Raw genomic sequence first — 24835 nt, forward strand, 5'->3', positions numbered from 1 at the left:
ACTTAAGGCGCTAATCTGTTGTTACAGTCGTCGAACTTGCGTCGTGTTGTTTGAGAATTTCCTGAATCTCTGGTTCGGTTTCATTCGCTATCCTCACCTTGATTTGTTGTTTTTCCTCATCTACGAAAATCTGCTCCTGCGGAATTCCGATTGCAATCAGGTCGTTTCTTGCATTCTTAATTTGAGTAGTGGATTCGTACGTTCCAGTGACGGTCTTAGTCATGAGGTAGCCCTCCTGAGAATTGAGCTAACTTTATTACTTTGTAACAAATTCAGAATACGCGCCCTCACTTTACTGGTCAAGTCCAACCGGAAAGCGTCCAGAATCCTGCGTACTTGCCTCCTATCTAACCTCTGCAGATTACGGAAGCTCAACAGTGAAGACGATAAAGTCCGCGTTGGTGACGATATTAGGACGCCGGTGATGCGGTGTCGGGCAGAAAATCGACTCCAGCGTGATCAGATTGTGACCAGAGCGTCCGGCACAGTGATTAAGCAATAGACAAAACAAAGGGAAAGCAGCGTGGTTACTGGTTTCCCTTGTTGTTTATGAAGAGAGTGAGCAACGGTTTCGTGGTCTGTAGCTCACTTAATCAAAGAGGAAACGCTAGCCAAATAAACCTTAGAGCCGAATTTTAGCCACATTCCCGGATCATTTCTTTCTACCTATTGAGAACATATCGGATGCCTCCTATCCAAGTAATTCCAACTTACAATTTAAATGTCTATACTACCCTTTCATATGCTCAAGGAGTGACGCGCAATGAAACCGGATTATCTTGTTCAAGGAGACAGCGTTCGGCTGATCCCCGTAGGATCTGAAAGCAATAAAGAAGCGAGAGTGTTATCTGTAAGCCTCGCTATGATGACCCAAATACCCTCTCTATCAAAAAATCTTCTCGCAAGCTGCAACTACAGGCTCGGCACCAGAGCGAAACTACATGCTTGGACAGAAGTAACTCTTGGAACGAAAGACAATAAAGACCGCCCTGATGCGTTACTTAAAATAGTAAACGGCAAGAGTACTTGGACGGCATTAATTGAAGCGAAAATAGGTAAAGCGGTATTGTCAGAGGAACAAGTTTTCCGGTATATAACCCTCGCGAAGGACCACAACATTAATGCGGTGATCACCGTTTCAAATCAAATGGTTGCTCGCGCCGATCATCACCCTATTAACATCCCTAAAACCCAGCTTAGGAAGGTGGAGTTGTTCCATTGGCCTTGGGCTTGGATTCTATCAGAGGCAGCAATATTAAGGGCCGGTGATAGCGTCGAAGACTCTGAACAGTCATACATGCTAAATGAATTCATTCGGTACCTTGAGCACCAAACGACAGGGATCGAAGGCTTTACCCAGATGAACAAGGGCTGGAAGGCTGTCGTCAAAGATGCTGTATCCCAAACCAAGCTCAAACGGACTGATCAAAATGTCGAAGAAACTGTCGGAGCATGGCTGCAAGAGCAACGTGACTTGACCCTCCTGATGTCCAAGCACATCGGCAAGAACGTCCACTTAAAAATAGACCGGAAAGTTAAAGACGATCCAGTAGCTCGCCTCAAGCTCCGCATTGCCGACTTCTGTGATACAAACTCGCTGTTCACTGCTCTACAGATACCAGACGCAGCATCCGACCTACTCATTCAAGCTCACCTACCCACTCGGTCTATCTCAGCGTCAATGAAACTGAAAGCACCGCAAGACAAAAAGTCCACTGCAGCACGAGTGAACTGGTTACTTAGAATGCTAAAGAATGCCGAGCAAGATACACGAATCATTATCAAAGCTTCTTGGCCGTCTATCATAGACGATACCAGCTGCGCACTGTCAGAGCTCGCCGATGAGCCTGACAAGATACAATGCAGCAACTCTAAACACGCCCCAACCGCATTTGAAGTGGTACTACTTCAGGACTCTACTGTACGTTTCTCTGGCTCAAGAACCTTTATAGAAGACGTCGAGGAGGTCGCTCGCTCATTCTATGATCAAGTTGGGCAGCACTTAAAAGCTTGGCAACCATCACCACCGAAGCCTATAGCCAGGCCTAAACCAGAAGATATTGATCAAGAATCTGAACTCGAAGAGGCGGTTCTCGAAGAATAAAGCAGCAACTCAAGATACCCGGCCCTTTCACCTTGTAGATCGTCTCCTCTGGAGACGGTCCTGCAATACATTCACCTCAGCACTGTGACCCACACCGGATACCGAGCGTTAGTTGGAGATGATGAAGTGTTTAGGAAAAGCCTAGTCTGATAGTTGAGAAGTTAATGCAGGAACGCTGCCGAATGCGCTTAACAGTAGCGTTTAGACTTGAAAATCAGACATTTCTAATTGCCATGAGTCAGATTTACGGCGTACTACTTTGACTTTTATGCATCTATCTTTCCATTGATTAAGAATTGCCAAGTAATCACTTTCGACAAAACCTAGCCGTGAAACATTTGCATATGCTGAACAGCCTAAGTAAGCCTCGACAATTGCATCGGATGGTATAGACAAGCAGCACAATGGCCGTCCTTGGATCTGGATTTGATTCCACTTACCTGCAGGATTTTCAAAAGCATAGCTGGTATAACGTGAGCCACTATTAGGGTCGATAACGTTCTTAACAACCCTGACCTCTTCCTCATAGCCCCACGAAAGATCTTTGTATAGAAAAGCATTTTTATACAAATCATAGTTATCTACATGAAATGATGTTGCTTGATCTCCGACAGCCAACAGCGCTTCCGTAGTAGATGCCGGCAACTCGTTTCTTGGGATCGTTGACGTATAAATTATTTCACCAAACTTGGCAGGGATAACGCATTCATTAACGTTATTTAAGCCTGCTTTCTCTATATCAATGCCAATAACAACGCCTCGATGGTCATCGCCATAATGAGCCCACAAAAGCGCGTTTAAGGGTGTTCTAGTAAGTGAAAGTACTCCATATTTTTGACTCAGCCTATTTCGATAAGCACCTTGCTGTAGGCTACTTGTTAATAACCCATTTCCACTTTCAAAACAAAGTGCTGCACATTCAAAAGGGTCATTCAGATCTTCAAGGCAAGAAAAGCCAATTGAGTCATTCTGAATTGCAGATGCAGCAGAACTAAATGACATGTATTTATATAAGATCACTCTAAACCTTCGCTTTGTTGCAGGCAGCCAACAGTCTATTTATAAGGAACGCGTTCTCCTAATAATTATTATCAGCAATACCTATAAAGTCCCTTTAGGATTGTATATAAATTACAACCCATTGAAGTTTCGACAATATAAACCACTGAACCTCTTTCTGTAAGCCTATACTCGCGTAGCTGATTAAATAGATTCTGCTGAATTCAATTAAACGAGCCTACTCATGCTTGCTTTACAGTGGCACCAGATCAATAACATCAGCCGTCGTGTCAATGGCAGCATCAGCAACTTTGCTTATCACTGGCACCACAGAGATAATTGCACCGCTAACAAGCATGGGTACTGACACTACTTTTGTTAAGAAGCAGCCCTGCAGCGATCGCCAGTAAAGCAATAATAAAGTTTGTTTGCGTCGTCTATCAACCTGTTAATAACCTGTAATATATAAACGTAATTGCTACCCACCCTTTTTAAAGTGGAGATCGTCAGGGATGAACGAATTCGAAAAAGAAGGCTATATCGCAAAGAACCCATGCAACATCAATCAATACATTGATCAGCAATACAGCCAGACAAAACAGCTGGTACTTGAGATCAATCACTACGCCCAATCATATCAGTATGAACAACATCCCAATAACTTGAACCATGTAGAGCTCCTAGCAACAGGTCTGTACGCAAGAGCACTCTCAACGTTTCAGGGTGTGATTATGTTGGCTGATGATGGTATGAAGCATCAATCATTCATGCTACTCAGGTGTTTGCTAGAGTCAGTCTTCCAACTGAAAGCGCTCGCCAATGATCCCGGCTTCATTGACCTGTTGAAAATGCAGGGACTTAATCACAACCGGAATGCATTTGAACGACTGGTGAAAATGAAAAACCGCAATGGTCAGCAAGATGAACTATACGAGAAAGCAAGAAAGCTGAGAAATAAAGCAAGGAAGGAATTAAGAAGTAATCGCAAAACGATGGATACATCAGAGCTCAGCGTTATAACAACGGCCAGAAAAGCAGGGATGGAGGACTATTACGATACTCTTTATGCATTGGGCAGTTCAGTCATCCATTCTGGTATACGCTCTATCGAAGATCACTTGGTGACCGACCCCGAAAATCTTGTTAAAGAGCTGATTAATGAACCGTCTCATGAGGAATATGAAGATACAGTTTTGTCTGCAAGTGACCTCGTTATAAACGCTATATTCGCGATCGATAAGATTTATGGACGAGATAACAATAAACAAGCTGCCGAACTAGGTGAGAGACTTAACAGTGCTCTCGCTCATAGAACTGATTAGATCATATGCAAACATTGTAGGTCGTCTCCACCGGAGACGAATCTACAAACCCTAAACACCGGCACTGTGACCAGATTGTGACAAAACCGATTTACGCATTCGAAAATGACGAGGATTGCGCCGTAGCTCAAATGGATGGGGTAGTATGTTTCGCAGAAAAAACAGAGACTTAGAGAGGTAAAACAAAGATGTAAAAAGTGGTGCGCCCGGAGGGAGTCGAACCCCCGACCAATAGGATCGGAACCTACTACTCTATCCAACTGAGCTACGGGCGCAATATCTAGAACTTTTCAAGGGCGTCATAATACTGGGCCCGGACTCATTTGCCAAGAACTAAGGTTGCTTGAGTGGTTTTTTATATCAAGTATTTAGCGGCCCTCTTTTTTAACACGAAGATAGGAATGCTACTAATGCCGGACATGAAAGCAGCAAAAGCCCTTAATTAAAGTCACTTAATGCATGATATAAGCCATAAGGTGCAGATGTACCCCATTTTCGTCAGGTCTTTTTGTGGGTATAATTCTGATCAAATTAATTTTCATGATGCCGCTGTCATAGCATCTACCTGAAATCGTAATGAGGTCACCACTGTGAAATTGACTGCTAAAATTGCTTCTGTTCTAAGTATTCTGGGTTTAAGCGTTGCGCTATCAACTTCGGTTGGTGCTAATACTTCTGATGATAAAATTGCTGAACGCATCAAACCGCTTGGCAACGTATGTGTAGAAGGTGATGACTCTTGTGGTGGTGCGACAGCTGTTGCAGCAGCAGGCGGCGCACGTTCGGGCGAAGAAGTTTACAATGCAAGCTGTGCTGCATGTCACTCTATTGGGGTTGCAGGCGCACCTAAATTTGGTACCAGCGAATGGGCTGACCGTGGCGCTAAAGGTATTGATGCCTTGCTGAAAACAGCTATCAGCGGTATTAACGCCATGCCACCACGCGGTACTTGTGCGGCATGTTCTGATGATGAGTTACAAGCGTCTATCCAGTACATGATGGACAGTGCTCCATAAGTAGCGCTTTCCGACAGAAAAAGGCTGCTATGTGCAGCCTTTTTCATGTCCAGAGTTAACTTTTCGCTTAATTTTTTTTCACTTATAGATCATCAAACATATTACGTAAGCTGTTCAGCGTAGCGCGTCCCCGGGCTTTATTAACCTCAGGATTTTTTTCACCGTTTCCTTCGATCTCCAGGTCTTCTTGTGGAAGCTCATCTAAAAAGCGGCTGGGCGCGCAATCCAGCAGCTCGCCAAATTGTTTTCGTTGACGCGCCAGTGTAATTGTTAATGTTTGTTTGGCACGCGTCACGCCTACGTAAGCCAGACGTCGCTCCTCTTCTATATCGCCATTTTCAATACTGTTACGATGAGGCAGTATCTCCTCCTCCATTCCCATGAGAAAAACATGGGGAAACTCCAAGCCTTTGGAGGCATGCAGCGTCATCAGCTGAACACGGTTGGAGTCATCTTCCTCTTCCTGACGATCCAGCAGGTCAAGCAGAATCAAACGTGCAATGGCTTCTTCTATACCCGCTTCCGGGTCATCCTCCTGCAAACGCTCTAGTGTATTTTTCAGTGAATCAATCAGGAAAAATACATTGTTCATCCGCGTTTCAGCCACTTTGTCGCTGGACGCATTTTGCCGCAACCAGCCTTCGTAATCGATCTCATAAACCAGATCTTTAATCGCCTGAATCGGATCGGACTCATAGCACTGGCGATATTTCTCATGCAACCAGCGGGTGAACTGACGAAGCTTCTCTACAGCAGCTGGCGATAATGATTGCTCCAGCCCCATCTCGTCACAGGCATCAAACAGGCTGACTTGTCGTTCAGAGGCATATTCACCCAGCTTTTGCAGAGTGCTTGGACCTATCTCGCGCCTGGGCAGGTTAATAATACGTAAAAATGCATTATCGTTGTCGCGGTTAACCAGCACTTTGAGGTAACACATCAGATCTTTTATTTCGGCTCGCGAAAAAAAAGATGTACCACCGGAGAGCTTATACGGCACCTGAAAGGCCTGTAGTTTGACTTCTAATAAACGCGCCTGATAATTGCCCCGATAGAGAATCGCAAAATCTTTAAATGGTGTGTGTTTGCGCAGGTGCTGATCAAGAATCTCCGTAGCAATACGCTCACACTCGGCATCTTCATTACGCGTGTGGATAACGCGTATCGGATCACCCATCCCCATATCACACCAGAGTGTTTTCTCGAACACGTGCGGATTATTGCGTATAAGAGTGTTAGCGGCTTTCAGAATGCGACTGGTTGAACGGTAATTCTGCTCCAGTTTGACTACTTTAAGGCTGGGGAAATCGACCTGCAGCTGTTCGAGGTTCTCAGGCCGGGCACCTCGCCATGCGTAGATAGACTGATCATCATCGCCCACCACGGTTAATGAGCCACGATGCCCGACTAGCTGGCGTACCATGCGATATTGGCTGAGGTTGGTATCCTGATACTCATCCACCAGCAGGTAGCGAATACGGTTTTGCCAGCGTTCAAGTACATCAGGATGTTCATCAAATAATTTCACCGGCACCTGAATCAGGTCATCAAAATCAACCGCATTATAGGCTCGCAGATGGCGGTTATAGGCTTCATAGGCGCGGGCCGCCAGTATCTCCTGAGGCCCGACAGCAATGGACTCTGCCGTCTCAGGCCCGATCATCTCATTCTTCCAGTTAGAGATCATATTCCGGACAAAGTCGACCTGATCGCTATCTTCATCATGATGCAGCATCAGATCTTTAATCAGGGCTTTACTGTCCTGGTCATCAAACAGAGAAAAACCGGACTTCAGGCCGAGGCGTTTATGCTCACGACGTATAATATTCATCCCAAGGTTATGAAAAGTCGAGACGGTCAGCCCTTTGGCTTTCCCTTGTAAGATCTGGCCGACACGTTCTTTCATCTCTCGTGATGCTTTATTGGTAAAAGTTACCGCAGCAATGTGTTTGGATTCAATCCCGCAGCTTTCCACCAGATAGGCTATTTTTCGCGTGATAACGCTGGTTTTTCCAGAGCCGGCACCGGCCAGCACCAGCAAAGGGCCACTGATATATTTCACCGCTTCATTTTGTCGTGGATTTAATTTACTCATACCTTTATAAATCCACTAAACAATTGATAATTAATCATTATATTACCCATAAAGTAACGCAAGCCCAATTCAAACACATGTTTGATATGCATCAACTTCATGTTACAGTTAGCTTCTGGCGTCGGTTGCCCCATTATATACAAACTAATCAAATGATGCGGTCAGCTCCTTACCATTATTTTGAATTGATATACCGATAATAAACAACAATGCGGTATCCCAGTAAAATGCCTATTAAAATCCTTATTTTATCGCCACGCTCAAAGATGAGGGGGCTATTGGCATCTCAACTGACCCCGAATAATTTTGAACTCTACTATGTTGATAGCCTCAACGAACTATTCGTTCAAACAAATGTATTCCAACCTCAGATCATCATGATCGATTCCGCGCCTGATGATGTGCTCAACTGCTTAGATCAATATGCACCGCTACTCTCTCCAACCTCAGCTCCGGTCGTTATTATTCATGAAAATATCTGTCAGGAAGCTGGTAATAAACTACTCGCCGCTTCTTTCTCTGATTATCTGTCGCAGAGCGATGTAAGCGACGGTACGCTGGCTCGCAGCATTCGGCTACTCACACTGATCCACAGCCAAACATCTGAAATTTCGGCGCTGCAAGCCTATGATTTGCTCACATCCCTGAAAAACCGGACCAGCTTTTACCAAGCACTACAACACCAACTGAATCAGATCGTGAAATATGACGGGTCGCTCGCACTGATCAGCGTAGATATTGATAATTTCAAAGCCTTTAACCAGCGCATGGGCGTGGCTGCAGGAGACCAGTTGCTGTTGGATCTCACTGATCGTTTACTACAGTGTGCACGACATGTTCCCGTATTCAGAACCGGAGGCGATGAATTTTTTCTCATCGTCACGGCCCCATCCGCTGATTTAATACACGCCGAAACTAATCGCTTACTCGAAAAAATGGCGAGTTCTTTATTTGCCAGTTTTACGGTCTCTGAGCAGGAAAATATTCTGGGCATTAGTATCGGCGTAACCTTTGCGCCTGAAAACGGACTCAACAGCGACTGCCTGACTAATCAGGCCAACCAGGCAAGAAGCCGTGCGAAACGCATACATGGGTTTAGTTTTTCCATCTACGAACCCGGTAAAGACAGAGCACCTCCTTATGAAGGTCTACTAGAATCCGACATCTGGACTGCACTGAAACAGGGGCAGTTTGAGCTTTATTACCAACCACGCATCGACTTATGCACAGGGAAAATTGTCGGCGCCGAAGCATTGATGCGCTGGAATCACCCCCAGCACGGTTTGATTATGCCAGATGACTTCATCCCGGTTTGCGAACAAACCGGACAAATTGTTCCCATGGGGTTCTGGGCGATCTATCAGTCAGGCCGTGATCTGGCACTGATAAAAAACGCCGGTTTCAACCTGCAAAAAGTAGGCGTTAATCTCTCATTTCGACAGTTTCAGGATGATCACCTTGCACAAACTATTCATCGCATTATTGATTCAGAGAAAATTGATACCCGCATATTGGAATTTGAGTTAACCGAATCAGCCCTGCTGAGTGATGACCTGCATGTTCAACAAAGTATCGGAGAGCTGAGCAAGATTGGCATCGACTTTTCACTGGATGATTTTGGCACAGGCTATTCCTCTTTTGCGCTACTGCAAAAGCTGCCTATTAATGCTCTCAAAATTGATCGCTCTTTTGTGTCCAAAATCCCTGGCAGTGCGGATGATACCGAAATTGTCCGCGCCATTATCAATCTTGCTCACAACCTCAACATGGGGGTTATTGCAGAAGGCGTAGAGACCAGATCACAGCTTGAATTCCTCATTCAAAACAATTGTGATCAGGTGCAGGGATTCTTTTTCAGCCCCCCTGTTCCACTCGCTGATTTTATGAAAATACTGAGGGCTGATTAGCCAGGCCCTGGCGAAAACCTAATGCTTCCATCAGGTCAGCATTTTCAACCTTTTCATTAGCATTCAAATCAGCAATGGTACGCGCGACCTTCATGACGCGATGGCAGGCTCTGGCAGACAAACCAAAACGTGTCGCCGCCGTCGCTAAGAGCTGCCTGTTTTGATCGGTTAACTGGCAAATAGCATCCAGCGACTGTGCTGCCAATACATTATTACGGCAAGACTGCCGCTGATACTGTAACTGCAATGCGGCCGAGACTCTGCCTGATACATCGGCACTGCTTTCTGCCTTTGCGTTATCCAACCGCAACAATGTTTCAGCCGGGAGTGCAGCCACAGTAACGAACAGATCAATACGATCCAGTAACGGGCCCGACAACTTCTCCTGGTAACGCCGCACCTGATCCGGCGTGCAACGGCACTTTCCTGAGCTGTCACCGGCATAACCACAAGGACATGGGTTCATTGCGGCAATCAACTGAAAACTCGCAGGAAACTCCGTTTGACGAGCCGCACGCGATATCAGTATAGACCCGGTTTCCAGAGGCTCACGCAACACCTCCAAAACCTTGCGCGAAAATTCGGGTAGTTCATCAAGGAAGAGAACCCCATGATGCGCCAGGGATATCTCACCGGGCCGGGGATGACTCCCCCCTCCAACCAGTGCCGCAGCAGACGCCGTATGATGCGGCGCTCTGAACGGACGTGTTCCCCGGCAAATATCATCAACCGGTAAGCCTGCAACTGAATAGATCGCAGCTGTCTCCAGACGCTCTTCTTCAATTAGTGAGGGCAGTAATCCGGGTAATCGCGCCGCCAACATGCTTTTGCCACTGCCAGGCACGCCATTCATCAGCAAATTATGCCCACCGGCCGCCGCTATCTCTAATGCACGCTTTGCTTTAATTTGTCCTTTCACGTCAGACAGATCATTAACAGAAACAGGCAATGTCAGCGGTGGCGATTCTTGCTCAGCATGTAGCAGCTCTTTTTTACCGGCCAATGCGGCACAAACATCCAACAAGTGGTCTGCCACACGTATATCTAACTCGCGTACCAGTGCAGCCTCCGAACAATTTTTTGTCGGTATCCACAATGCACGGCGCTGCTTTTTACAGGCCACCGCCGCCGGTAAAACACCGGTAATGCTGCGTAATTCACCTGACAAGGCCAGCTCGCCTAATAACTCAATATTATCCAGTAATTTTGCAGGCAACTGATTAGAGGCCACTAAAATACCGACCGCGATAGCAAGGTCGTATCGGCCCCCCTCTTTCGGCAGGTCTGCCGGCGCCAGATTAATGGTGATCCGCCTTTGCGGGAACTCAAAACCAGAATTGATAATCGCACTGCGCACCCGCTCTTTACTTTCGCGCACCGCCGCTTCAGGCAACCCGACCAGCATTAAAGCAGGCAAGCCTGCTGACAGGTGAATTTCAACAGTAACAGCGGGAGCCGCTACGCCAAGCTGCGCGCGGGTGTGAACAATCGCAAGTGACATACATCCTTCCCTGGATAATCAAACACTATAAATAAAAAATAAAAAAATCAGATATTTTCTAACAGCAGCTGCTCAAATAATAGATCAATGCTGAGTAAGCTGCCGAAGTAATCGCCCTGCATGTACTCAACCCCCTGATGCGACAACTGCATGCGTTGCCCGGCAGACTGCACACCATCCGCCGCTAACGAAATCCCAAGATCTGCCGCCATATCGGCTAATTTTTCTAGCTGATAGCGCTGCTTCACATCGGCTTCCATCGCCTGCACCAGCGCCGCATCCAGCTTCAGCAATCGCGGCTCGAGTTCTTTTAACTGTTGCATTGGCGGCAAATAGTCAGTTAATCCACCCAACACAATGCCAAAGCCTAATGCTTCCAGATCAAATAAAATACCTTCATGATCACGCGTTTCGACCGCAGCCACTTCGAGCAATACGTTGTTACGCACACATTCTGATAACGTCAGACGTGTGGTCATGAATTCCATAAAGGACGGCAACTCCAATACATAAGGCGGGATGCGAACAACCACACCCTGAAAACCCTTGTGTTGCGACAACTGCTGCAATGGCGCTTCCAACTGATTAAAAATCCAACTGAGATAAGTATGCCAGCCGCTATCACCGCCCTCTAACAGCTGAGTGAGCAGGTGTTCTTCATCACCCACGCAGGGCACCCCTCGCAATAAAGGCACCAATTGAGCGGCTTCAATCCGATGACTGCGTGCACCGTAAACGGGCCGGTAGGCGAGTTCAATACTGTGATAATCGGGTTCAATCAACTGCGCCAGATCATTTATGCTCATCGCTTTGCGCTGCCTCAGCGGATCATACAAGCGAACGCCACTCGTTTCTGAGTTTTGTAAGGCTTTCAATGCCTGACTGGCGGCACCGAGTAACCCGGCAGCGTCACTGGCTTGCAAAGGCGCTAAAGCAACACCCACTGACGCTGTCAGATGTAATTCCCGCTGATCGATACGGATACCATAAGACAGCTGCTGAATAAGACGATGGGCAATACTCACCGCTGACTCGGCTTCATCCAGGTTTGATAACTGAATAACAAAAGCATCATCATTCACCCTGAAAAGGATGTCACCCTCTCTCAGCGTTGAGAGTAATCGGCTCGCGACCTCTTCTACAATCACCTCACTGGCAACATCACCGAGTGAATCCTGAATCCATTGAAACCGCTCCAGTCCCAGTTTCAGCAAGGCCACCTGCTTACCTGACTTTATGGCACTGGAAATCTGAGCATTCAGCGCCACTTTAAAAAGAGGCACGGGGGTATCATTGGTTGCACTTAGCAGCTGCTCATACAGCAAAGGCTGCTTGACAGCGCGCTCGATATACAACACAAAATGCTGCGCCACCTCCATCCACAAAAGTCGACAATCATAAAGTGTGTGCGCATCAAATAAAGCCAACTGCAGGTCTGCGTGTCCTTCCTTTCTTGCCGTTGAAAACGCAGAGTCTAATAGAGAAAGACTCTGACAAGAATGAAGTTCATTTACGTACAAGCCAGTCATTGATTCGACCGACTGCCCGCACAATGCAGCATACTCTTGCGTACAATTAATATACTGACCAGCTAAGTCAACCCAGGCAAGGTGACATCTCATTATCTATACCCTATAACAACAACCGCTTTTACTGCGTGCCTCTTGATAGCGCACATATCCTTTTTTCGTCCTTATTTTGTATGGTACTTCTTATCCTATTCCTTATCTGAATGCTGAGTGCCCGCGGCATCTAAACGGCTTTCAAGGTCAGCCAACAGTTTTTCCATCTGCTCTACTTTTTCCCTTGTACGCATTAACACAGCGGCCTGCGCATCAAACTCATCACGCGTTACCAGATCCATTTTACTTAACGCAGACTGCAGAAATACGCGTACCTGCTGCTGCCCCGGCAACTCTGCACCGCTGTTGAAAGTATTCATCATCTGCGAAAACTGTGCAGACAAACCTTCTATAAGCTTCTCATTCATTTTCTTCTCTCTTACGATTTAACAATTTAACGTCACTATAACGGCAGAATCCGTTTCCTTCTATTATTGCTTTGCAACTTTTCTGATATCCACTGACACACAATGCACCAAAATAGAGCATGCACACTAAAAGCGCAGGCCCTGCTCTCTAATAACCACTCAAAAAACAATAAAACCAGCGAAAAATGCAAACAACTTATTGTTTTTAATCAATTTTCAAAAAGAAGGCACAAGTTTCGCAGTATACACGCCAACCGTTACGAGTCACCGGACCCGACAACGGCCGGTGAGATCACAGACAACTATTAGGGAGAGACCCAATGAAACTCATTTCGGCGATTATCAAGCCATTTAAACTGGATGATGTACGCGAAGCACTTTCCGAGATCGGTGTACAGGGTATCACTGTTACGGAAGTTAAAGGTTTCGGCCGCCAAAAAGGCCATACCGAACTGTATCGGGGCGCAGAATACGTCGTCGATTTTTTACCCAAAGTACGCATAGACGCAGCCATTTCAGCAGATATGGTTGACCAGGTTGTTGACGCGATAAGTCAAGCGGCTCAGACGGGAAAAATTGGCGATGGTAAGATTTTTGTCATGCCACTAGAGCAAGTTGTACGTATTCGTACGGGTGAGTCTGGTAAAGACGCACTGTAAATCGAATTAAGTATCGAGCCTGACGGAGGGCAGATGTAATGGAAGAGTTACTAAATACCACAGCGGGCGATCTGGCCCAGCTAAAATACGCAGTAGATACCTTCTACTTTCTTATATGCGGTGCTTTGGTTATGTGGATGGCGGCAGGGTTTGCCATGCTCGAAGCCGGACTGGTTCGCGCAAAAAACACCACTGAAATCCTTACCAAAAATATTGCCCTGTATGCCATCGCTTGTACGATGTATCTGATATGCGGCTACTTCATCATGTACAGTTCTGATGCTGGCGGTATACTGCCTAACATTGGCGCGCTGATTGGTGATGAGAACGGTGTTGATGCCGTCCTGGCGGGTGGTGATGACGCCCCCTACTACTCTTCACGTTCAGACTTCTTTTTCCAGGTCGTCTTTGTCGCAACAGCCATGTCTATTGTATCGGGTGCCGTTGCTGAGCGTATGAAGCTGTGGGCTTTCCTGGCTTTTGCTGTAGTGATGACAGGCTTCATCTACCCAGTAGAAGGTTACTGGACATGGGGTGGTGGTTTCCTCAGCGAAGCTGGTTTCTCTGACTTTGCAGGATCGGGTATCGTCCACATGGCAGGTGCTTCTGCTGCACTCGCTGGCGTACTGGTACTGGGTGCCCGTAAAGGCAAGTACGGTAAAAACGGATCGATCAACGCAATCCCTGGTGCTAACCTGCCACTCGCCACACTGGGTACATTTGTACTATGGTTAGGCTGGTTCGGCTTTAACGGTGGATCACAACTAAAATTATCAAATGTTGAAGACGCTAATGCGGTCGCTCAGGTATTTGTTAATACTAACGCCGCCGCCGCCGGTGGTTGTATTGCAGCACTTATTTTTGCCCGTCTGCTGTTCAAAAAGGCTGATTTAACCATGGCACTTAACGGTGCACTGGCTGGACTGGTAGCTATCACTGCAGATCCTTTATCACCTACTGCCGTTAGTTCTACTGTCATTGGTGCGATTGGTGGTGTATTAGTGGTCTTCTCAATCCTGACACTCGATAAAATACGTATTGATGATCCAGTCGGTGCGATCTCAGTACACGGTGTTGTCGGTATCTGGGGACTGCTGGTTGTACCATTCAACAATGCAGATGCAACCTTCGGAGCTCAGTTGTTAGGTATTGTTTCTATCTTTGGTTGGGTATTCTCCGCAAGCTTAGTTGTCTGGTTGATCCTCAAAGCTGTCATGGGTGTTCGCATCAGCGAAGAGGAAGAGTACGAAGGTGCTGATATTGCTGAGTGCGGCATGGAAGCTTACCCAGAGTTCAAATCTACCGGAAAATAAGGTTACAAATTAATATCGTATATATTAAAAAAGGGTGCTTCGGCACCCTTTCTGAATTTGTGTTGAAGCAATGCGCTATTTGATAAATATGAGTATACTGGCGGCATATTATTTAAGTATGCTCGACAGTCGATGACTATATTCGACATTAAAAGGAGACATCTATGAAACTTGTTAGCGCAGTAATCAAGCCCTTTAAATTAGACGACGTACGTGAAGCATTGTCTGATATCGGCATTCAGGGTGTAACGGTTACTGAAGTTAAAGGTTTTGGCCGTCAGAAAGGCCATACCGAACTCTATCGCGGTGCTGAATACGTTGTCGATTTTCTTCCAAAAGTAAAAATTGAAGTCGCTATCGACGACGATATGCTTGATCAGGTGATCGAAGCGATTAGCAAAACAGCTAACACTGGTAAGATCGGTGACGGCAAAATTTTTGTCCTGCCACTGGAGCAAGTCATTCGTATCCGTACTGGCGAAAGCGGCCCCGACGCGTTGTAATTATCACCACGTTTTCTCAAAAAGCACCTTCTGAAGAGCACTATTACGTACTTTTCAGAAGGTGCTTTTTAATATCTCATGTCAAACTCTATGACTGGAATATCACCGATCAGCAGGCGCTAAAGGCAACTGAAGAATCACAGCAAAGCCCTCATCCATATTCTTTGCCTGAATACTGCCATGTAACCGCTCAACGGCTCTTTTCGCAATACTCAGCCCAAGCCCGAAGCTATTCGCATTGTTATTGTGTCGATAAAAAGGCTCAAAAAGCGAAGCTAACGCCTCCTCACTCACCCCTTCGCCATAATCCCGGATCGTTATACTCATACACTTTTTATCGGATGGCGCTAACACAACGTCGACCGCGCAATCAGCGTTGGTATGCTTGAGGATATTACCGAACACATTACTCAGTGCACGCATCAGCAACTCTGAATTCCCCTGGCAGTAACCTGGCGATGACAACTCATTACGGATCGTTATGTTTCGATCTGGCTGCGAAAAGCTGATATCAGCTAATGCTTCATCCACGACCTTTGCCACATCAAAACGGCTCTCTTGCGCCTCAATATTATCTAATCTGGCCAAGGTCAGCATTTCGTCTATCAGCTTACTTAAGCGCTCACATTCCAGGTTGATACGCTGTGTAATTTTACTCTCGCTACCCAGCTTTTGCTCAGCCAAACCCGTTGCTACCTGTAATCTTGCCAACGGCGCGCGTAACTCATGCGACACATCCTGCAATAACCGCTGCTGCCCCTGCATAGTACGGTCAACATACACCGCCATTTGCTGGAATTCTCGCGCTAACGCTCCAATTTCATCACCGCGTTTAAGCAACCCGGGTTCAATTCTGAGATTAAACTGCCCACCGTAAAATTGCTCCACGTATTCCCGAAGGCGGTTCACCGGCCTTACGACAATAATGGTCAACAAAATACTGGCTAACGTTGATGCAATCAGCACTAATATTGCCTGAACCGAAAACAAAAATGCCTGCAATCTCGCCAAATGGTTAGTAGCAGGCTCAAGATTTACTTTAGCGACGTAATCTTTTCCTGACGAAGACTCAAGATCAAGTGTGATGACACGATCGGACTCTTGCTCTGCTTGCTTGCCAAATATCAACACTCCTTCAGCATCGTAAATGTTCATCGAAAGCCATCTCGAAGGTCTCTTCGACGAGCGATGATCATCATTATCGTGTTGTTTTTCCCGACTTTTACGAGGCGTATAAGGTAAACGAATATTGCCTGTTTCATACCACACGATAATTTTCTGAGCTTGCTCGCGTGCCCGGTACTCAAATACTTGACGCACACTATCCCGCTCAGCCAGCTCCCCGACCACCAGCACCGTGACAATAATGACACTCAGACTAGCCAGCCAGAATGCCAGGAATATTTTCCAGAACAGCCTGTTAAACCACTTCATTGATTATCTCGCACGAAAAGATAGCCTTCTCCGCGTATCGTTTTAATCAACTCTTTCTGCCCTGTAAACGGAGCCAATTTTTGCCTTACACGGCTGACATGCACATCAATCGCCCGATCATAAGCCGTTAATGAGCGATGCAATACAGTTTCAGTCAATTTGGATTTACTGAGAATTTCTCCCGGGTGCTGCATAAACTGATATAAGACGTTGAATTCTGCACTGGTAAAATCAATAGAATGCGACCCAAAAGAAACCTCACGTGTCGACGGATCAAGCGCAACACCCCAGCACGTTAATAACTGAGCAGCATCTGATTCCGGACGTTGCTGTGCCCGTCGCAAAACAGCCCGGATTCTGGCTAATAGTTCCCGCGGATTGCATGGCTTGGCAAGATAATCATCCGCACCCATTTCAAGCCCCAAAATACGATCAATATCACCACCACGCCCCGTGAGCATAATCACCGGCAATTGAAGACGAGGTCGCAACTGCTGCAACAACTCCAACCCAGACATCTCTGGCATCATAATATCAAAAACAGCAAGGTCGAAAGACTCATCACTCTGCAAACGAACTAACGCGGCTTTAGCGCTATTTTCGACACTGACTTTTACACCCTCAGCTTCAAGATAATCAGATAACAGTTCTGTTAACTCCTGATCATCATCCACCAACAAGATATGATTTTCATTCATGGTCTACACCCAACATTATCAACACCTATATTGTAGCGTTGATAAACGCGACCCGATAAGTCTTTACCTAACTTTACACCCACTCAACCCAACTTTGCGGTAATAAAGTGCAGAATAGCTTCATCAAATCAAACACCGGAGATACATCATGAAAAAGTTAACTATTGCACTGATCACAGCCCCTATCTTACTTGCAGGCGCAGCGGCTTTTGCTGGCATGCAACATCACGGGGATGACGAAAAATGTGATCGTGGACACGGCAATGGGCATGAGAAGCGAATGGACAAGTCGGACAGAGAAGACCGCGCGGATCGTATGCTAGAGCGTATGTCAAAACGACTAGAATTGAGTGACGAACAACAAGTTGCGATGAAAACATTATTTGCTGATCAAAAAGAACAGCGTCAGACAATGCGCAGCGAGATGCAGAGCTTTCATCAAGCAATGCGTAACCTTGATCCAGCTGCGGCGGATTATGATACAAATCTGACGGAAGCAAAACGTATAGCCGCAGATCTGGCCGTCAACAAAGTGGATCAGAAAATCAGCATGAAAACTGAATTAAGCAAAATCCTGACAGCAGAGCAGCTAAGCAAGTTTGAAGACATGCGCGAACGTCATGGTGAAGGCCATGGCAAAAAGCATGGAGATAAACACGGCGATAAAGGTAACAAAGCAGAGAGCAATAAAACACAGCCTACAGGCTGATACGTCCACAAAACAAAAGGCCTGGAAAATTCCAGGCCTTTTACTTTTATTAACAATCTATATTTATGACTTAACTTTTTCCGTCTGAGTAGCTACAGGCTCACTTTCTACCGGATCAGCAAAAATAATTTCATCCGCAGGGTCATGCTTACCCAGCAAGCGCGGGCGCTCAATCAAGAAGTAAAGCACCAATCCGATAACCACGGCAAATACCGTTGATTTAGGATCAGGCATGGCTAACGTTACCGCAACGATACCTGCTACGCCACGCTCAGTTGAGCTCTTGAGCTGCTCCATACCCACCATGATGCAAATATAAGCAGTCAGCACCAGCGTGAGTGAAAGTGCAATAGGAAGCACTGGTTTGAACAAGGTAACCAAGGGCAATACAAATAATGCCACTAAGCCAGTAATCCAGAACGTACCACCACCACTATAGATGGAATCCATTGCCTTGCGCCCCATCGCATAGCGCTCAGCAACAGTAGCATGAGCAGCTGTCCACAGAGGACCCGCCAACGCAGGCCAGGGAGCCAAAAATGCATGTATACCGTTACGTAAAGCAGTTACCAAATGGACGCGGTCTATGTCCGTTTCAATTTTCTCATCATCACGTATGTGATCGACACGTTTTACCAGCGTAAAACCAACAATAATGTCACCGAAAGCAATAACATAAGCGATTATTGCCGTTGGTATAGCCAGCAAATAAACCTCCCAGTCAGGGAACCCTGTCGAAAATACCAGGTAATCCAGCATCAGTGTAAAGTTTGGATCAGTAATGCCCCACTCAACCTCTGGCATTGGGTATTCACCGACGCCCCAACCAATCACCATTGCAATGAGCATTCCCGGCACCATACCGAAGTTAGCAATCTTTTTAGCCAGTGGGTTACTGTCGATAACGTTTTTAAACGACAGTGAGAACAACACATAAGCAGAGATAATCGAACCGAAGATGAGTGAATACGGCGTTGCATCAATACGCCCGCCAACTTTCAACTCACCCATCATCGCGGCAATACCCGCACCAATGATTATGCCTGATTTCAACGAGTTAGGAATAACATCAACCAGTTTAGAGCCCCAACCGGTCATCCCAAGAATAAGAAAGATCAGCGTTACTTCAATCTGTAGCGCGAACAAAGCTTTAATAGCCTCAGGCCCGGGTTCAAAGCCGTTGAGATACAGCAACACAACCGGTATCGCCGGAGTAATCCAGCCGGGCACTAATGGCACACCCAGCATTGCTGGTAAAATGTACCCCACCCCAGCAATGAAAGTGAATGCCAAAGCCGCCTCATAAGGCATACCTAAATATTTTTCCAACAGCGGAATTATTGCCAACCCCACCACAAACATCACTAAACCCTGAATAACCTCAGGCATTTCAATGCGGTAATGAACACCGGGCAGACGAATTTTGAAAGGCCCAAACCCCCAATACGGTTGTTCTTCACCATGAGTTCTTTGTATCAGCGCCATACACTTCACCTAGTAAGATTTTGGCTCATCACTCCCAAACAACTCCTACTAGTTATTCCGGATGATATAGAGCTATTAAAACCTTGCTACGTTATGCTTTTGCGATGCAACAATCGACACCTACAGCGGATACTTTAGTATTGAATTTTGACTAAAGTATTACGGGAATAGCCTTATTTTTATCTATTTTAAGAAAACAAAACGCTATCTAAGAGAATTAATTATAGGTATTTATATCTATAAATTCATTATCAGCTAATTAAAACTCATTACTGCATAGCACAAAAAAATCATCTGCAGCTTATTCGCCAGCCCTAAAAGCGGTCCTTAAGCAAAAGTACAAACACACAATCAAGAGTCAGCAAAATACGCTAAAAAAGAGCCTTGTTTGTAATATCCTTAATCGTCGGCGTTCCGGCTAACGACATTGCCACTTCCAATTCTTCCCGTAATACCCTAAGCATATGCGCTACACCCAGCGCCCCAGCCACAGCCAATGCATACAACTGAGGACGTCCTATCAAGACCGCATCAGCACCTAACGCCAATGCCTTAAAAGCATCCGTGCCACGTTGAATGCCACCATCCATCAGCAATGTGAAATCTTTGCCAACAGCCTGCCGCATTAATGGCAACATCTCTATCGCCGAGGGTAAGCAGTCCAACGTACGCCCTCCATGGTTTGAGACAATAACGCCAGACATACCCATATCAGCGGCATATACAGCATCCGCAGGATTCAATACACCTTTGAGTACAATCGGCAGTGATGTGCGTTGCTTCAACCAGCGAATATCCTCCCACACGGGCGCTTCACTCATCATTCCCTGAAAAACGATGCTTTCACTCGCTTCAAACTGCTGTGACGGCAATGGAGGGCGGTTTTTCAGATTCACAGCCTCTACTCCCTCCGGTAACTGAAACCCTGCACGTTGTGCGCGATTTCTGATGCCATGCAGTGGCGCATCCACCGTAATGACCAGTGCTGTGTAGCCCGCAGCTTCAGCGCGCTTCACCAAGGCCAGGGTAAAGTCACGACTGTGTTGAAAATAGAGTTGAAACCACTTGGGTGAATCCAGTTCAGCGGCTATCGCCTCTATCGGCTCCGATGCCAATGTGCTGACAATCATGCCTGTTTCCAAAACGCTGGCGGCCTGCGCCATGGCCAGCTCTCCCTGAGGATGAACCAGCTTATGAAAAGCAACCGGAGCCAGCATAAACGGATGACGAAACGCCTCACCCAACAGGGTTGTCTGCGTGCCTCCAGCAGTACAATCCTGCAAGATACGCGGCAAAATCATCAGATCATCCAGCGCACGACGATTACGTTTCAATGTAATTTCATCTGCCCCGCCACCCTGAATATATTCAAAAATGGCCGGTGAAATATGGTGTTTCGCGTAGCGCTCGTAATCTGCAACACTGACTAAATCCGCCGGAATAGCTGTCAATGGTGGTAAAGCGTTATCAATCATACAGATACCATTGTCAGGTTATGCGTCCGCCCATTGGCGAATCAAATTTTGATATACAGCGGACAGCCGCGTCACATCCTGATGCTCATGGCCATGCAGTGAAGTAAGTGACTGGACACTTTGGTCCAGATCAAACAGCGTGCTACGTTGTTCATGGCTGCGTACCATGCTCTGTATCCAGAAAACCGCACACACCCTGCTCCCTGCAGTCACCGGCATAACCTGATGCACACTTGTTGATGGATATAGAATCATATCGCCTGCCGCTAATTTGACACGCTGGGATCCGAAATGATTTTCGATCTGCAAGTCTCCTCCGTCGTACTCATCCGGATCACTTAAAAACAGGGTTGCTGAAAGATCAGTTCGTAATCGAATCGAGGTTCCTGGAATAATTCGGATCGCATTATCCACATGCAAGCCGTATGTCTCTCCTATGCTATAGCGGTTAAACATAGGCGGTAATATTTTTTGAGGTAAAGCAGCCGAAATAAATACAGGATGTCGCGCCAGCGCATCAAGAATCAAATCACCGATCTGCTGTGTGAGTGGGGCATCCTGAGGCAGTTGGTGATTATTTTTAACGTAACGAGCCTGCTGCCCGGCGGTGATTTCACCGGCTTGCCAATCAGCCTGATCCAAATGCATGCGTATCTGCTGCACCTGCTCAGACGTAAACACTTTACGAATAGGAATCATCAAAAACAGCTCTATAAAAAATAGCAAAGAGCCAACATAGCCCTTTGCTATACAAGGTTGATATTCAGGATTAAAGATTAAAATTTATAGCTCAGAGAGAGATTCGCAGAACGGGCATCACCGACATAAACAATGCCTCCGCTACGGTAAACAGCAGTGTAATAGTCTTCATCTGTTAGATTCTGAATATTAGCACGCAGACTGAGCTGATCATTCACCTGATAAGCAGCAAACAGGTCATACACCGTGTAATCTGGCAATTCGATGGTGTCACTAGCACCCGCATCAGGTTGCCCACCATAGATTTCACTGGAGTATGTCACAACACCGCCCACAGCCAGTTTTGGTGTTGCCTGATAACGTAGCTGAAGATTCGCGCTGTTATCAGCAAAGTTAGCTTTCGGCAGACCAACATTAGCATCATCATACGATTCCAGCGTTTCAGAATCCATTATCGCCACACCAAATTGAGCACTCAATTTTGGCGTGATATTCCCTGACAAACCTAACTCGATACCCTGGACGCGGTTTTTACCCGTATTCAGACTGCCGTTACTGGCGTAAGAATCGTTATCACCTTCGATAACATCATCTTTAGTGGTGCGAAAAAGTGCCGCAGTCAGCAGTAGCTTTTCATCCATAATATTCCACTTTGTACCGATTTCCAGGTTAGTGGATTGCTCAGGATCTGCATTTTTATAGTTACCATCACTATCGGTACACAAACCACCGTAGCCACAATTGAGAGCCGAATCTGCTTCACCGCCGTTAATATTAGATGACGTACTCCAACTTGCATACACGTTGCCATGTTCCCACGGCGAAAAGACAACACCAAAGTGACTATTCAAAAAGCCATCACTGTATTCATAGGTTGTTTCCGGTGTTGTTACGCCGCGTGAAGTTCTCTCAGCCGCCCACAGCTCATAATCAAAATAGTCATAGCGCACACCACCAAATACTTCCCAGTCATCATTCAGTGTGACGGTATCCATCAGATAAATAGAAATCGTATCGAGATTAAGCTGGGTAGACTTGTCGTTTTTGCTGTAAGAGCCGATCCAGCTCGAATTATCCGTATTATAAGGCTGAATATTGACGCTGTCGGTTGTCACACTGTAATCACCAGCCTTCGTCTCTTCATTAGCATATTCAAGCCCGGCGATAATCGTATGGCGGTGGCCATTTAGGTTTTTATCGATAATAAGATTAGTCTGGTTACCCAGATAATCATTCTCCTGCCACCCGGTAAAAGACCTAAGACCGCCAGTACGCCCGCTACTGTAGACAGAAATGATATAATCATTGCTAGTCGAACCCAGTCGGGTTTTGTTTTCTAAACGGATTTCATCAGTAATATCCAGATCCAGTTTCAGTGTTCCTATATCGGCCTGTGTTTTCTGGAAATCCAATCCGTCTTGCCCGACGTACTGCTGTTTACTGTCAATCACACCCGTTGTCCGATCCAACGACGTTCCAGAGTCTGGTTTATCATCACCCTCAAAGTGATAAAAATCGGCTGAGACTTTCAAATCATCTGTTGCCTGAAAGACACCGGATATTAATGCTCCCTGGCGATTCTCTGTAGCTGGTGCCCGATCAGCAATATCCGCATCTGTGTATAATAAGTTTAAACGGACCGCTAAATCATCATTGACGATGTAGTTGGTATCTAACGTACCACGCTTGTATTTATCAGTACCTAAACCGCCTTCCAGCGTGGTGAAGTTTTCTTCCATTGTAGCTTTTTTGGTGACGCTATTGACCGCCCCGCCTGTAGAACCACGACCGGCAAACGTCGAGTTAGGTCCTTTAGATACTTCAATTTGTTCCAACGCGAATGTTTCACGAGTAATCAGGCCCGGCTCACGCAGACCATCGGTATACACATCGCTACGTGCTTCATAACCGCGGATAATATAACGATCACCAAAGGAGTTGCCGCCTTCGCCAGACCCCAGAGTAATACCCGGCTGTGCACTCAAGATATCTTTAAGCTCAGTTTTTCCTGATTCTGCAATAGTCTCTTTTGTTATCACGGTCATCGTCTGCGGCGTTTCGGCAATATCACGCGTATGACGGGTATCTGACAGGCGTTTGGCTTTATAAGGCGCGCCTGGTTCAGAATAAGGATTGGCATCTGCTTCAATAGCACTCTCCCCCACGACCAAAGTATCAAGCGTCACACCATCAGCGTGGACTGGCCCAGCCATTGCTGCAGAGATAGCAAACGCTAGTGTGCCGGCCCTTGATAGGGGTGACCCTTCATTCCACTCTTTACCTTTTATTGCGTTACGCCGTGTTGAAATATCACCCAATTTATTAGCAGACATAGAACTTTTCCTTTAGTTTTTATACAAGATTAATATTTCGGCACCCAAAAAAAGGCCAAACAATCCCCTAGCCGATTTTTGGAGGCCATTTAGGTTTCTGTTTTTATTATGTTTTTTTTAAAATGTGCTACCGCATAGCGTTCAATTCAAAAGATATCGGGATGTTTATCAGCAACTGAGCTTGCTTCATCTCTTTAGGAAACGCAGGTAAGCGTTTAGATTTTTTTAGCATACGCATTACCGCATCATCCAAACGCGAAAAGCCCGAGCTTGTTTTTATCTGTGCGGCTGACACCAGACCAAAACGATCCACGACGAACGACAACACAGCAACACCCTCCTCGCCTTTTCTACGAGATGCAGTCGGATAACGTTTATTTTTTGCCAACGTTGCAGCCAGTAAAGCAAAATATGATTGCTCGGCCCCAGGGTTGCCACCCGTTGTTTGCGCGTCACCAACACCCGTTGATATTTTCTTTTCTGCTACAGACACTTTTTGCTTCGTTGCCTGCACTTGTTTTGTCTCAGTCTTGGCCGTCCTGGCTGTCTGTTTTACCTTAAGCGCCACATTTTGCTTAGGCGGCTGAGGAACC

At 46.2% G+C, this 24835-nt stretch carries 22 protein-coding genes and 1 tRNA gene; 8 read left to right on the forward strand and 15 right to left on the reverse strand.

The genetic code is table 11. The annotated features are described in order from the left end of the window. Positions 1-10: 10 nt before the first annotated feature. Positions 11-223, reverse strand: coding sequence for a hypothetical protein (locus tag ABY436_RS10205; RefSeq protein WP_372738868.1), 213 nt, complete (start codon positions 221-223; stop codon positions 11-13). 540 nt (positions 224-763) lie between these two features. Here ABY436_RS10205 and ABY436_RS10210 point away from each other — a divergent pair. Next, a complete protein-coding gene (locus ABY436_RS10210; RefSeq protein ID WP_372738869.1) occupies positions 764-2104 on the forward strand; it encodes a hypothetical protein in 1341 nt (446 codons plus the stop codon). A 201-nt stretch (positions 2105-2305) separates the two neighbouring features. On the opposite strand, the gene ABY436_RS10215 is transcribed toward ABY436_RS10210, so the two are convergent. Next, positions 2306-3124 carry a DUF2971 domain-containing protein gene (locus ABY436_RS10215; RefSeq protein ID WP_372738870.1) on the reverse strand — a complete coding sequence of 273 codons (819 nt, stop codon included), beginning with the start codon at positions 3122-3124 and terminating at the stop codon, positions 2306-2308. A 232-nt stretch (positions 3125-3356) separates the two neighbouring features. Next, positions 3357-3518 (reverse strand): DUF6726 family protein, encoded by a 162-nt coding sequence (locus tag ABY436_RS10220; RefSeq protein WP_372738871.1) that lies wholly within the window; start codon positions 3516-3518, stop codon positions 3357-3359. 97 nt (positions 3519-3615) lie between these two features. Between ABY436_RS10220 and ABY436_RS10225 the strand changes: the two genes are divergently transcribed. Beyond that, positions 3616-4425: a DUF5677 domain-containing protein gene (locus ABY436_RS10225; protein WP_372738872.1), complete on the forward strand. Its 810-nt coding sequence runs from the start codon at positions 3616-3618 to the stop codon at positions 4423-4425. 198 nt (positions 4426-4623) lie between these two features. On the opposite strand, the gene ABY436_RS10230 is transcribed toward ABY436_RS10225, so the two are convergent. After that, positions 4624-4700, reverse strand: a tRNA-Arg gene (locus ABY436_RS10230). 315 nt (positions 4701-5015) lie between these two features. Here ABY436_RS10230 and ABY436_RS10235 point away from each other — a divergent pair. After that, complete coding sequence (locus tag ABY436_RS10235; protein ID WP_372738873.1) at positions 5016-5441, forward strand: cytochrome c5 family protein; 426 nt, start codon at positions 5016-5018, stop codon at positions 5439-5441. 82 nt (positions 5442-5523) lie between these two features. On the opposite strand, the gene rep is transcribed toward ABY436_RS10235, so the two are convergent. Then, positions 5524-7536 carry a DNA helicase Rep gene (rep, locus tag ABY436_RS10240; RefSeq protein WP_372738874.1) on the reverse strand — a complete coding sequence of 671 codons (2013 nt, stop codon included), beginning with the start codon at positions 7534-7536 and terminating at the stop codon, positions 5524-5526. A 278-nt stretch (positions 7537-7814) separates the two neighbouring features. On the opposite strand from rep, the gene ABY436_RS10245 reads away from it, so the two are divergent. Next, positions 7815-9443, forward strand: coding sequence for a putative bifunctional diguanylate cyclase/phosphodiesterase (locus tag ABY436_RS10245; protein WP_372738875.1), 1629 nt, complete (start codon positions 7815-7817; stop codon positions 9441-9443). On the opposite strand, the gene ABY436_RS10250 is transcribed toward ABY436_RS10245, so the two are convergent. The 3 genes from ABY436_RS10250 to ABY436_RS10260 form a co-directional block, all read right to left on the reverse strand. Next, positions 9418-10944 (reverse strand): YifB family Mg chelatase-like AAA ATPase, encoded by a 1527-nt coding sequence (locus ABY436_RS10250; protein WP_372738876.1) that lies wholly within the window; start codon positions 10942-10944, stop codon positions 9418-9420. The two genes, ABY436_RS10245 and ABY436_RS10250, sit on opposite strands and share 26 nt — an antisense overlap. A gap of 47 nt (positions 10945-10991) precedes the next feature. Beyond that, the gene (locus ABY436_RS10255) at positions 10992-12566 is read right to left on the reverse strand and encodes a diguanylate cyclase domain-containing protein (protein ID WP_372738877.1); all 1575 of its coding nucleotides are present in this window, start codon (positions 12564-12566) and stop codon (positions 10992-10994) included. Between the two features lie 95 nt (positions 12567-12661). After that, positions 12662-12934 (reverse strand): accessory factor UbiK family protein, encoded by a 273-nt coding sequence (locus ABY436_RS10260; protein WP_372738878.1) that lies wholly within the window; start codon positions 12932-12934, stop codon positions 12662-12664. 320 nt (positions 12935-13254) lie between these two features. On the opposite strand from ABY436_RS10260, the gene glnK (ABY436_RS10265) reads away from it, so the two are divergent. The 3 genes from glnK (ABY436_RS10265) (at position 13255) to glnK (ABY436_RS10275) (ending at position 15409) form a co-directional block, all read left to right on the forward strand. Beyond that, positions 13255-13593: a P-II family nitrogen regulator gene (gene glnK / locus ABY436_RS10265; protein WP_372738879.1), complete on the forward strand. Its 339-nt coding sequence runs from the start codon at positions 13255-13257 to the stop codon at positions 13591-13593. A gap of 38 nt (positions 13594-13631) precedes the next feature. Continuing rightward, positions 13632-14906, forward strand: a complete 1275-nt coding sequence (locus ABY436_RS10270) for an ammonium transporter (RefSeq protein ID WP_372738880.1) — start codon at positions 13632-13634, stop codon at positions 14904-14906. A 164-nt stretch (positions 14907-15070) separates the two neighbouring features. Continuing rightward, entirely contained in the window at positions 15071-15409 is a 339-nt protein-coding gene (gene glnK / locus ABY436_RS10275; protein ID WP_090723403.1) for a P-II family nitrogen regulator, read from the forward strand. A gap of 102 nt (positions 15410-15511) precedes the next feature. Here glnK (ABY436_RS10275) and ABY436_RS10280 read toward each other — a convergent pair whose 3' ends face one another. Beyond that, the gene (locus tag ABY436_RS10280; protein ID WP_372738881.1) at positions 15512-16843 is read right to left on the reverse strand and encodes an ATP-binding protein; all 1332 of its coding nucleotides are present in this window, start codon (positions 16841-16843) and stop codon (positions 15512-15514) included. Continuing rightward, complete coding sequence (locus tag ABY436_RS10285) at positions 16840-17541, reverse strand: response regulator (protein WP_372738882.1); 702 nt, start codon at positions 17539-17541, stop codon at positions 16840-16842. Before ABY436_RS10285 ends, ABY436_RS10280 begins: the two co-directional genes overlap by 4 nt. A gap of 148 nt (positions 17542-17689) precedes the next feature. Here ABY436_RS10285 and ABY436_RS10290 point away from each other — a divergent pair, with 148 nt between their 5' ends. Beyond that, positions 17690-18250, forward strand: a complete 561-nt coding sequence (locus tag ABY436_RS10290; RefSeq protein ID WP_372738883.1) for a Spy/CpxP family protein refolding chaperone — start codon at positions 17690-17692, stop codon at positions 18248-18250. 63 nt (positions 18251-18313) lie between these two features. Here ABY436_RS10290 and ABY436_RS10295 read toward each other — a convergent pair whose 3' ends face one another. From ABY436_RS10295 to ABY436_RS10315, 5 genes are all read right to left on the reverse strand, one after another. Continuing rightward, the gene (locus ABY436_RS10295) at positions 18314-19735 is read right to left on the reverse strand and encodes a xanthine/uracil/vitamin C permease (protein WP_372738884.1); all 1422 of its coding nucleotides are present in this window, start codon (positions 19733-19735) and stop codon (positions 18314-18316) included. 371 nt (positions 19736-20106) lie between these two features. Further along, positions 20107-21210: an alpha-hydroxy-acid oxidizing protein gene (locus ABY436_RS10300; RefSeq protein ID WP_372738885.1), complete on the reverse strand. Its 1104-nt coding sequence runs from the start codon at positions 21208-21210 to the stop codon at positions 20107-20109. Positions 21211-21228: 18 nt separating this feature from the next. Beyond that, positions 21229-21909 carry a Fe2+-dependent dioxygenase gene (locus ABY436_RS10305; RefSeq protein WP_372738886.1) on the reverse strand — a complete coding sequence of 227 codons (681 nt, stop codon included), beginning with the start codon at positions 21907-21909 and terminating at the stop codon, positions 21229-21231. A gap of 77 nt (positions 21910-21986) precedes the next feature. Beyond that, positions 21987-24242, reverse strand: coding sequence for a TonB-dependent receptor (locus ABY436_RS10310; protein ID WP_372738887.1), 2256 nt, complete (start codon positions 24240-24242; stop codon positions 21987-21989). A gap of 127 nt (positions 24243-24369) precedes the next feature. Then, positions 24370-24835 (reverse strand): energy transducer TonB (locus ABY436_RS10315; RefSeq protein WP_372738888.1); only part of this gene is annotated, 466 nt, incomplete at its 5' end.

Origin of the sequence: Neptunomonas sp. (assembly GCF_041601355.1) — a bacterium.
Classification (GTDB): Bacteria; Pseudomonadota; Gammaproteobacteria; order Pseudomonadales; family Balneatricaceae; genus Neptunomonas.

What these genes read in the sequence shown, in the direction of transcription:
- ABY436_RS10205 (WP_372738868.1), bottom strand. Translation starts at nt 223, where the DNA reads ATGACTAAGACCGTCACTGGAACGTACGAATCCACTACTCAAATTAAG.
- ABY436_RS10210 (WP_372738869.1), top strand. Translation starts at nt 764, where the DNA reads ATGAAACCGGATTATCTTGTTCAAGGAGACAGCGTTCGGCTGATCCCC.
- ABY436_RS10225 (WP_372738872.1), top strand. Translation starts at nt 3,616, where the DNA reads ATGAACGAATTCGAAAAAGAAGGCTATATCGCAAAGAACCCATGCAAC.
- rep (WP_372738874.1), bottom strand. Translation starts at nt 7,536, where the DNA reads ATGAGTAAATTAAATCCACGACAAAATGAAGCGGTGAAATATATCAGT.
- ABY436_RS10250 (WP_372738876.1), bottom strand. Translation starts at nt 10,944, where the DNA reads ATGTCACTTGCGATTGTTCACACCCGCGCGCAGCTTGGCGTAGCGGCT.
- ABY436_RS10255 (WP_372738877.1), bottom strand. Translation starts at nt 12,566, where the DNA reads ATGAGATGTCACCTTGCCTGGGTTGACTTAGCTGGTCAGTATATTAAT.
- ABY436_RS10260 (WP_372738878.1), bottom strand. Translation starts at nt 12,934, where the DNA reads ATGAATGAGAAGCTTATAGAAGGTTTGTCTGCACAGTTTTCGCAGATG.
- glnK (WP_372738879.1), top strand. Translation starts at nt 13,255, where the DNA reads ATGAAACTCATTTCGGCGATTATCAAGCCATTTAAACTGGATGATGTA.
- ABY436_RS10270 (WP_372738880.1), top strand. Translation starts at nt 13,632, where the DNA reads ATGGAAGAGTTACTAAATACCACAGCGGGCGATCTGGCCCAGCTAAAA.
- glnK (WP_090723403.1), top strand. Translation starts at nt 15,071, where the DNA reads ATGAAACTTGTTAGCGCAGTAATCAAGCCCTTTAAATTAGACGACGTA.
- ABY436_RS10280 (WP_372738881.1), bottom strand. Translation starts at nt 16,843, where the DNA reads ATGAAGTGGTTTAACAGGCTGTTCTGGAAAATATTCCTGGCATTCTGG.
- ABY436_RS10285 (WP_372738882.1), bottom strand. Translation starts at nt 17,541, where the DNA reads ATGAATGAAAATCATATCTTGTTGGTGGATGATGATCAGGAGTTAACA.
- ABY436_RS10290 (WP_372738883.1), top strand. Translation starts at nt 17,690, where the DNA reads ATGAAAAAGTTAACTATTGCACTGATCACAGCCCCTATCTTACTTGCA.
- ABY436_RS10295 (WP_372738884.1), bottom strand. Translation starts at nt 19,735, where the DNA reads ATGGCGCTGATACAAAGAACTCATGGTGAAGAACAACCGTATTGGGGG.
- ABY436_RS10300 (WP_372738885.1), bottom strand. Translation starts at nt 21,210, where the DNA reads ATGATTGATAACGCTTTACCACCATTGACAGCTATTCCGGCGGATTTA.
- ABY436_RS10305 (WP_372738886.1), bottom strand. Translation starts at nt 21,909, where the DNA reads ATGATTCCTATTCGTAAAGTGTTTACGTCTGAGCAGGTGCAGCAGATA.
- ABY436_RS10310 (WP_372738887.1), bottom strand. Translation starts at nt 24,242, where the DNA reads ATGTCTGCTAATAAATTGGGTGATATTTCAACACGGCGTAACGCAATA.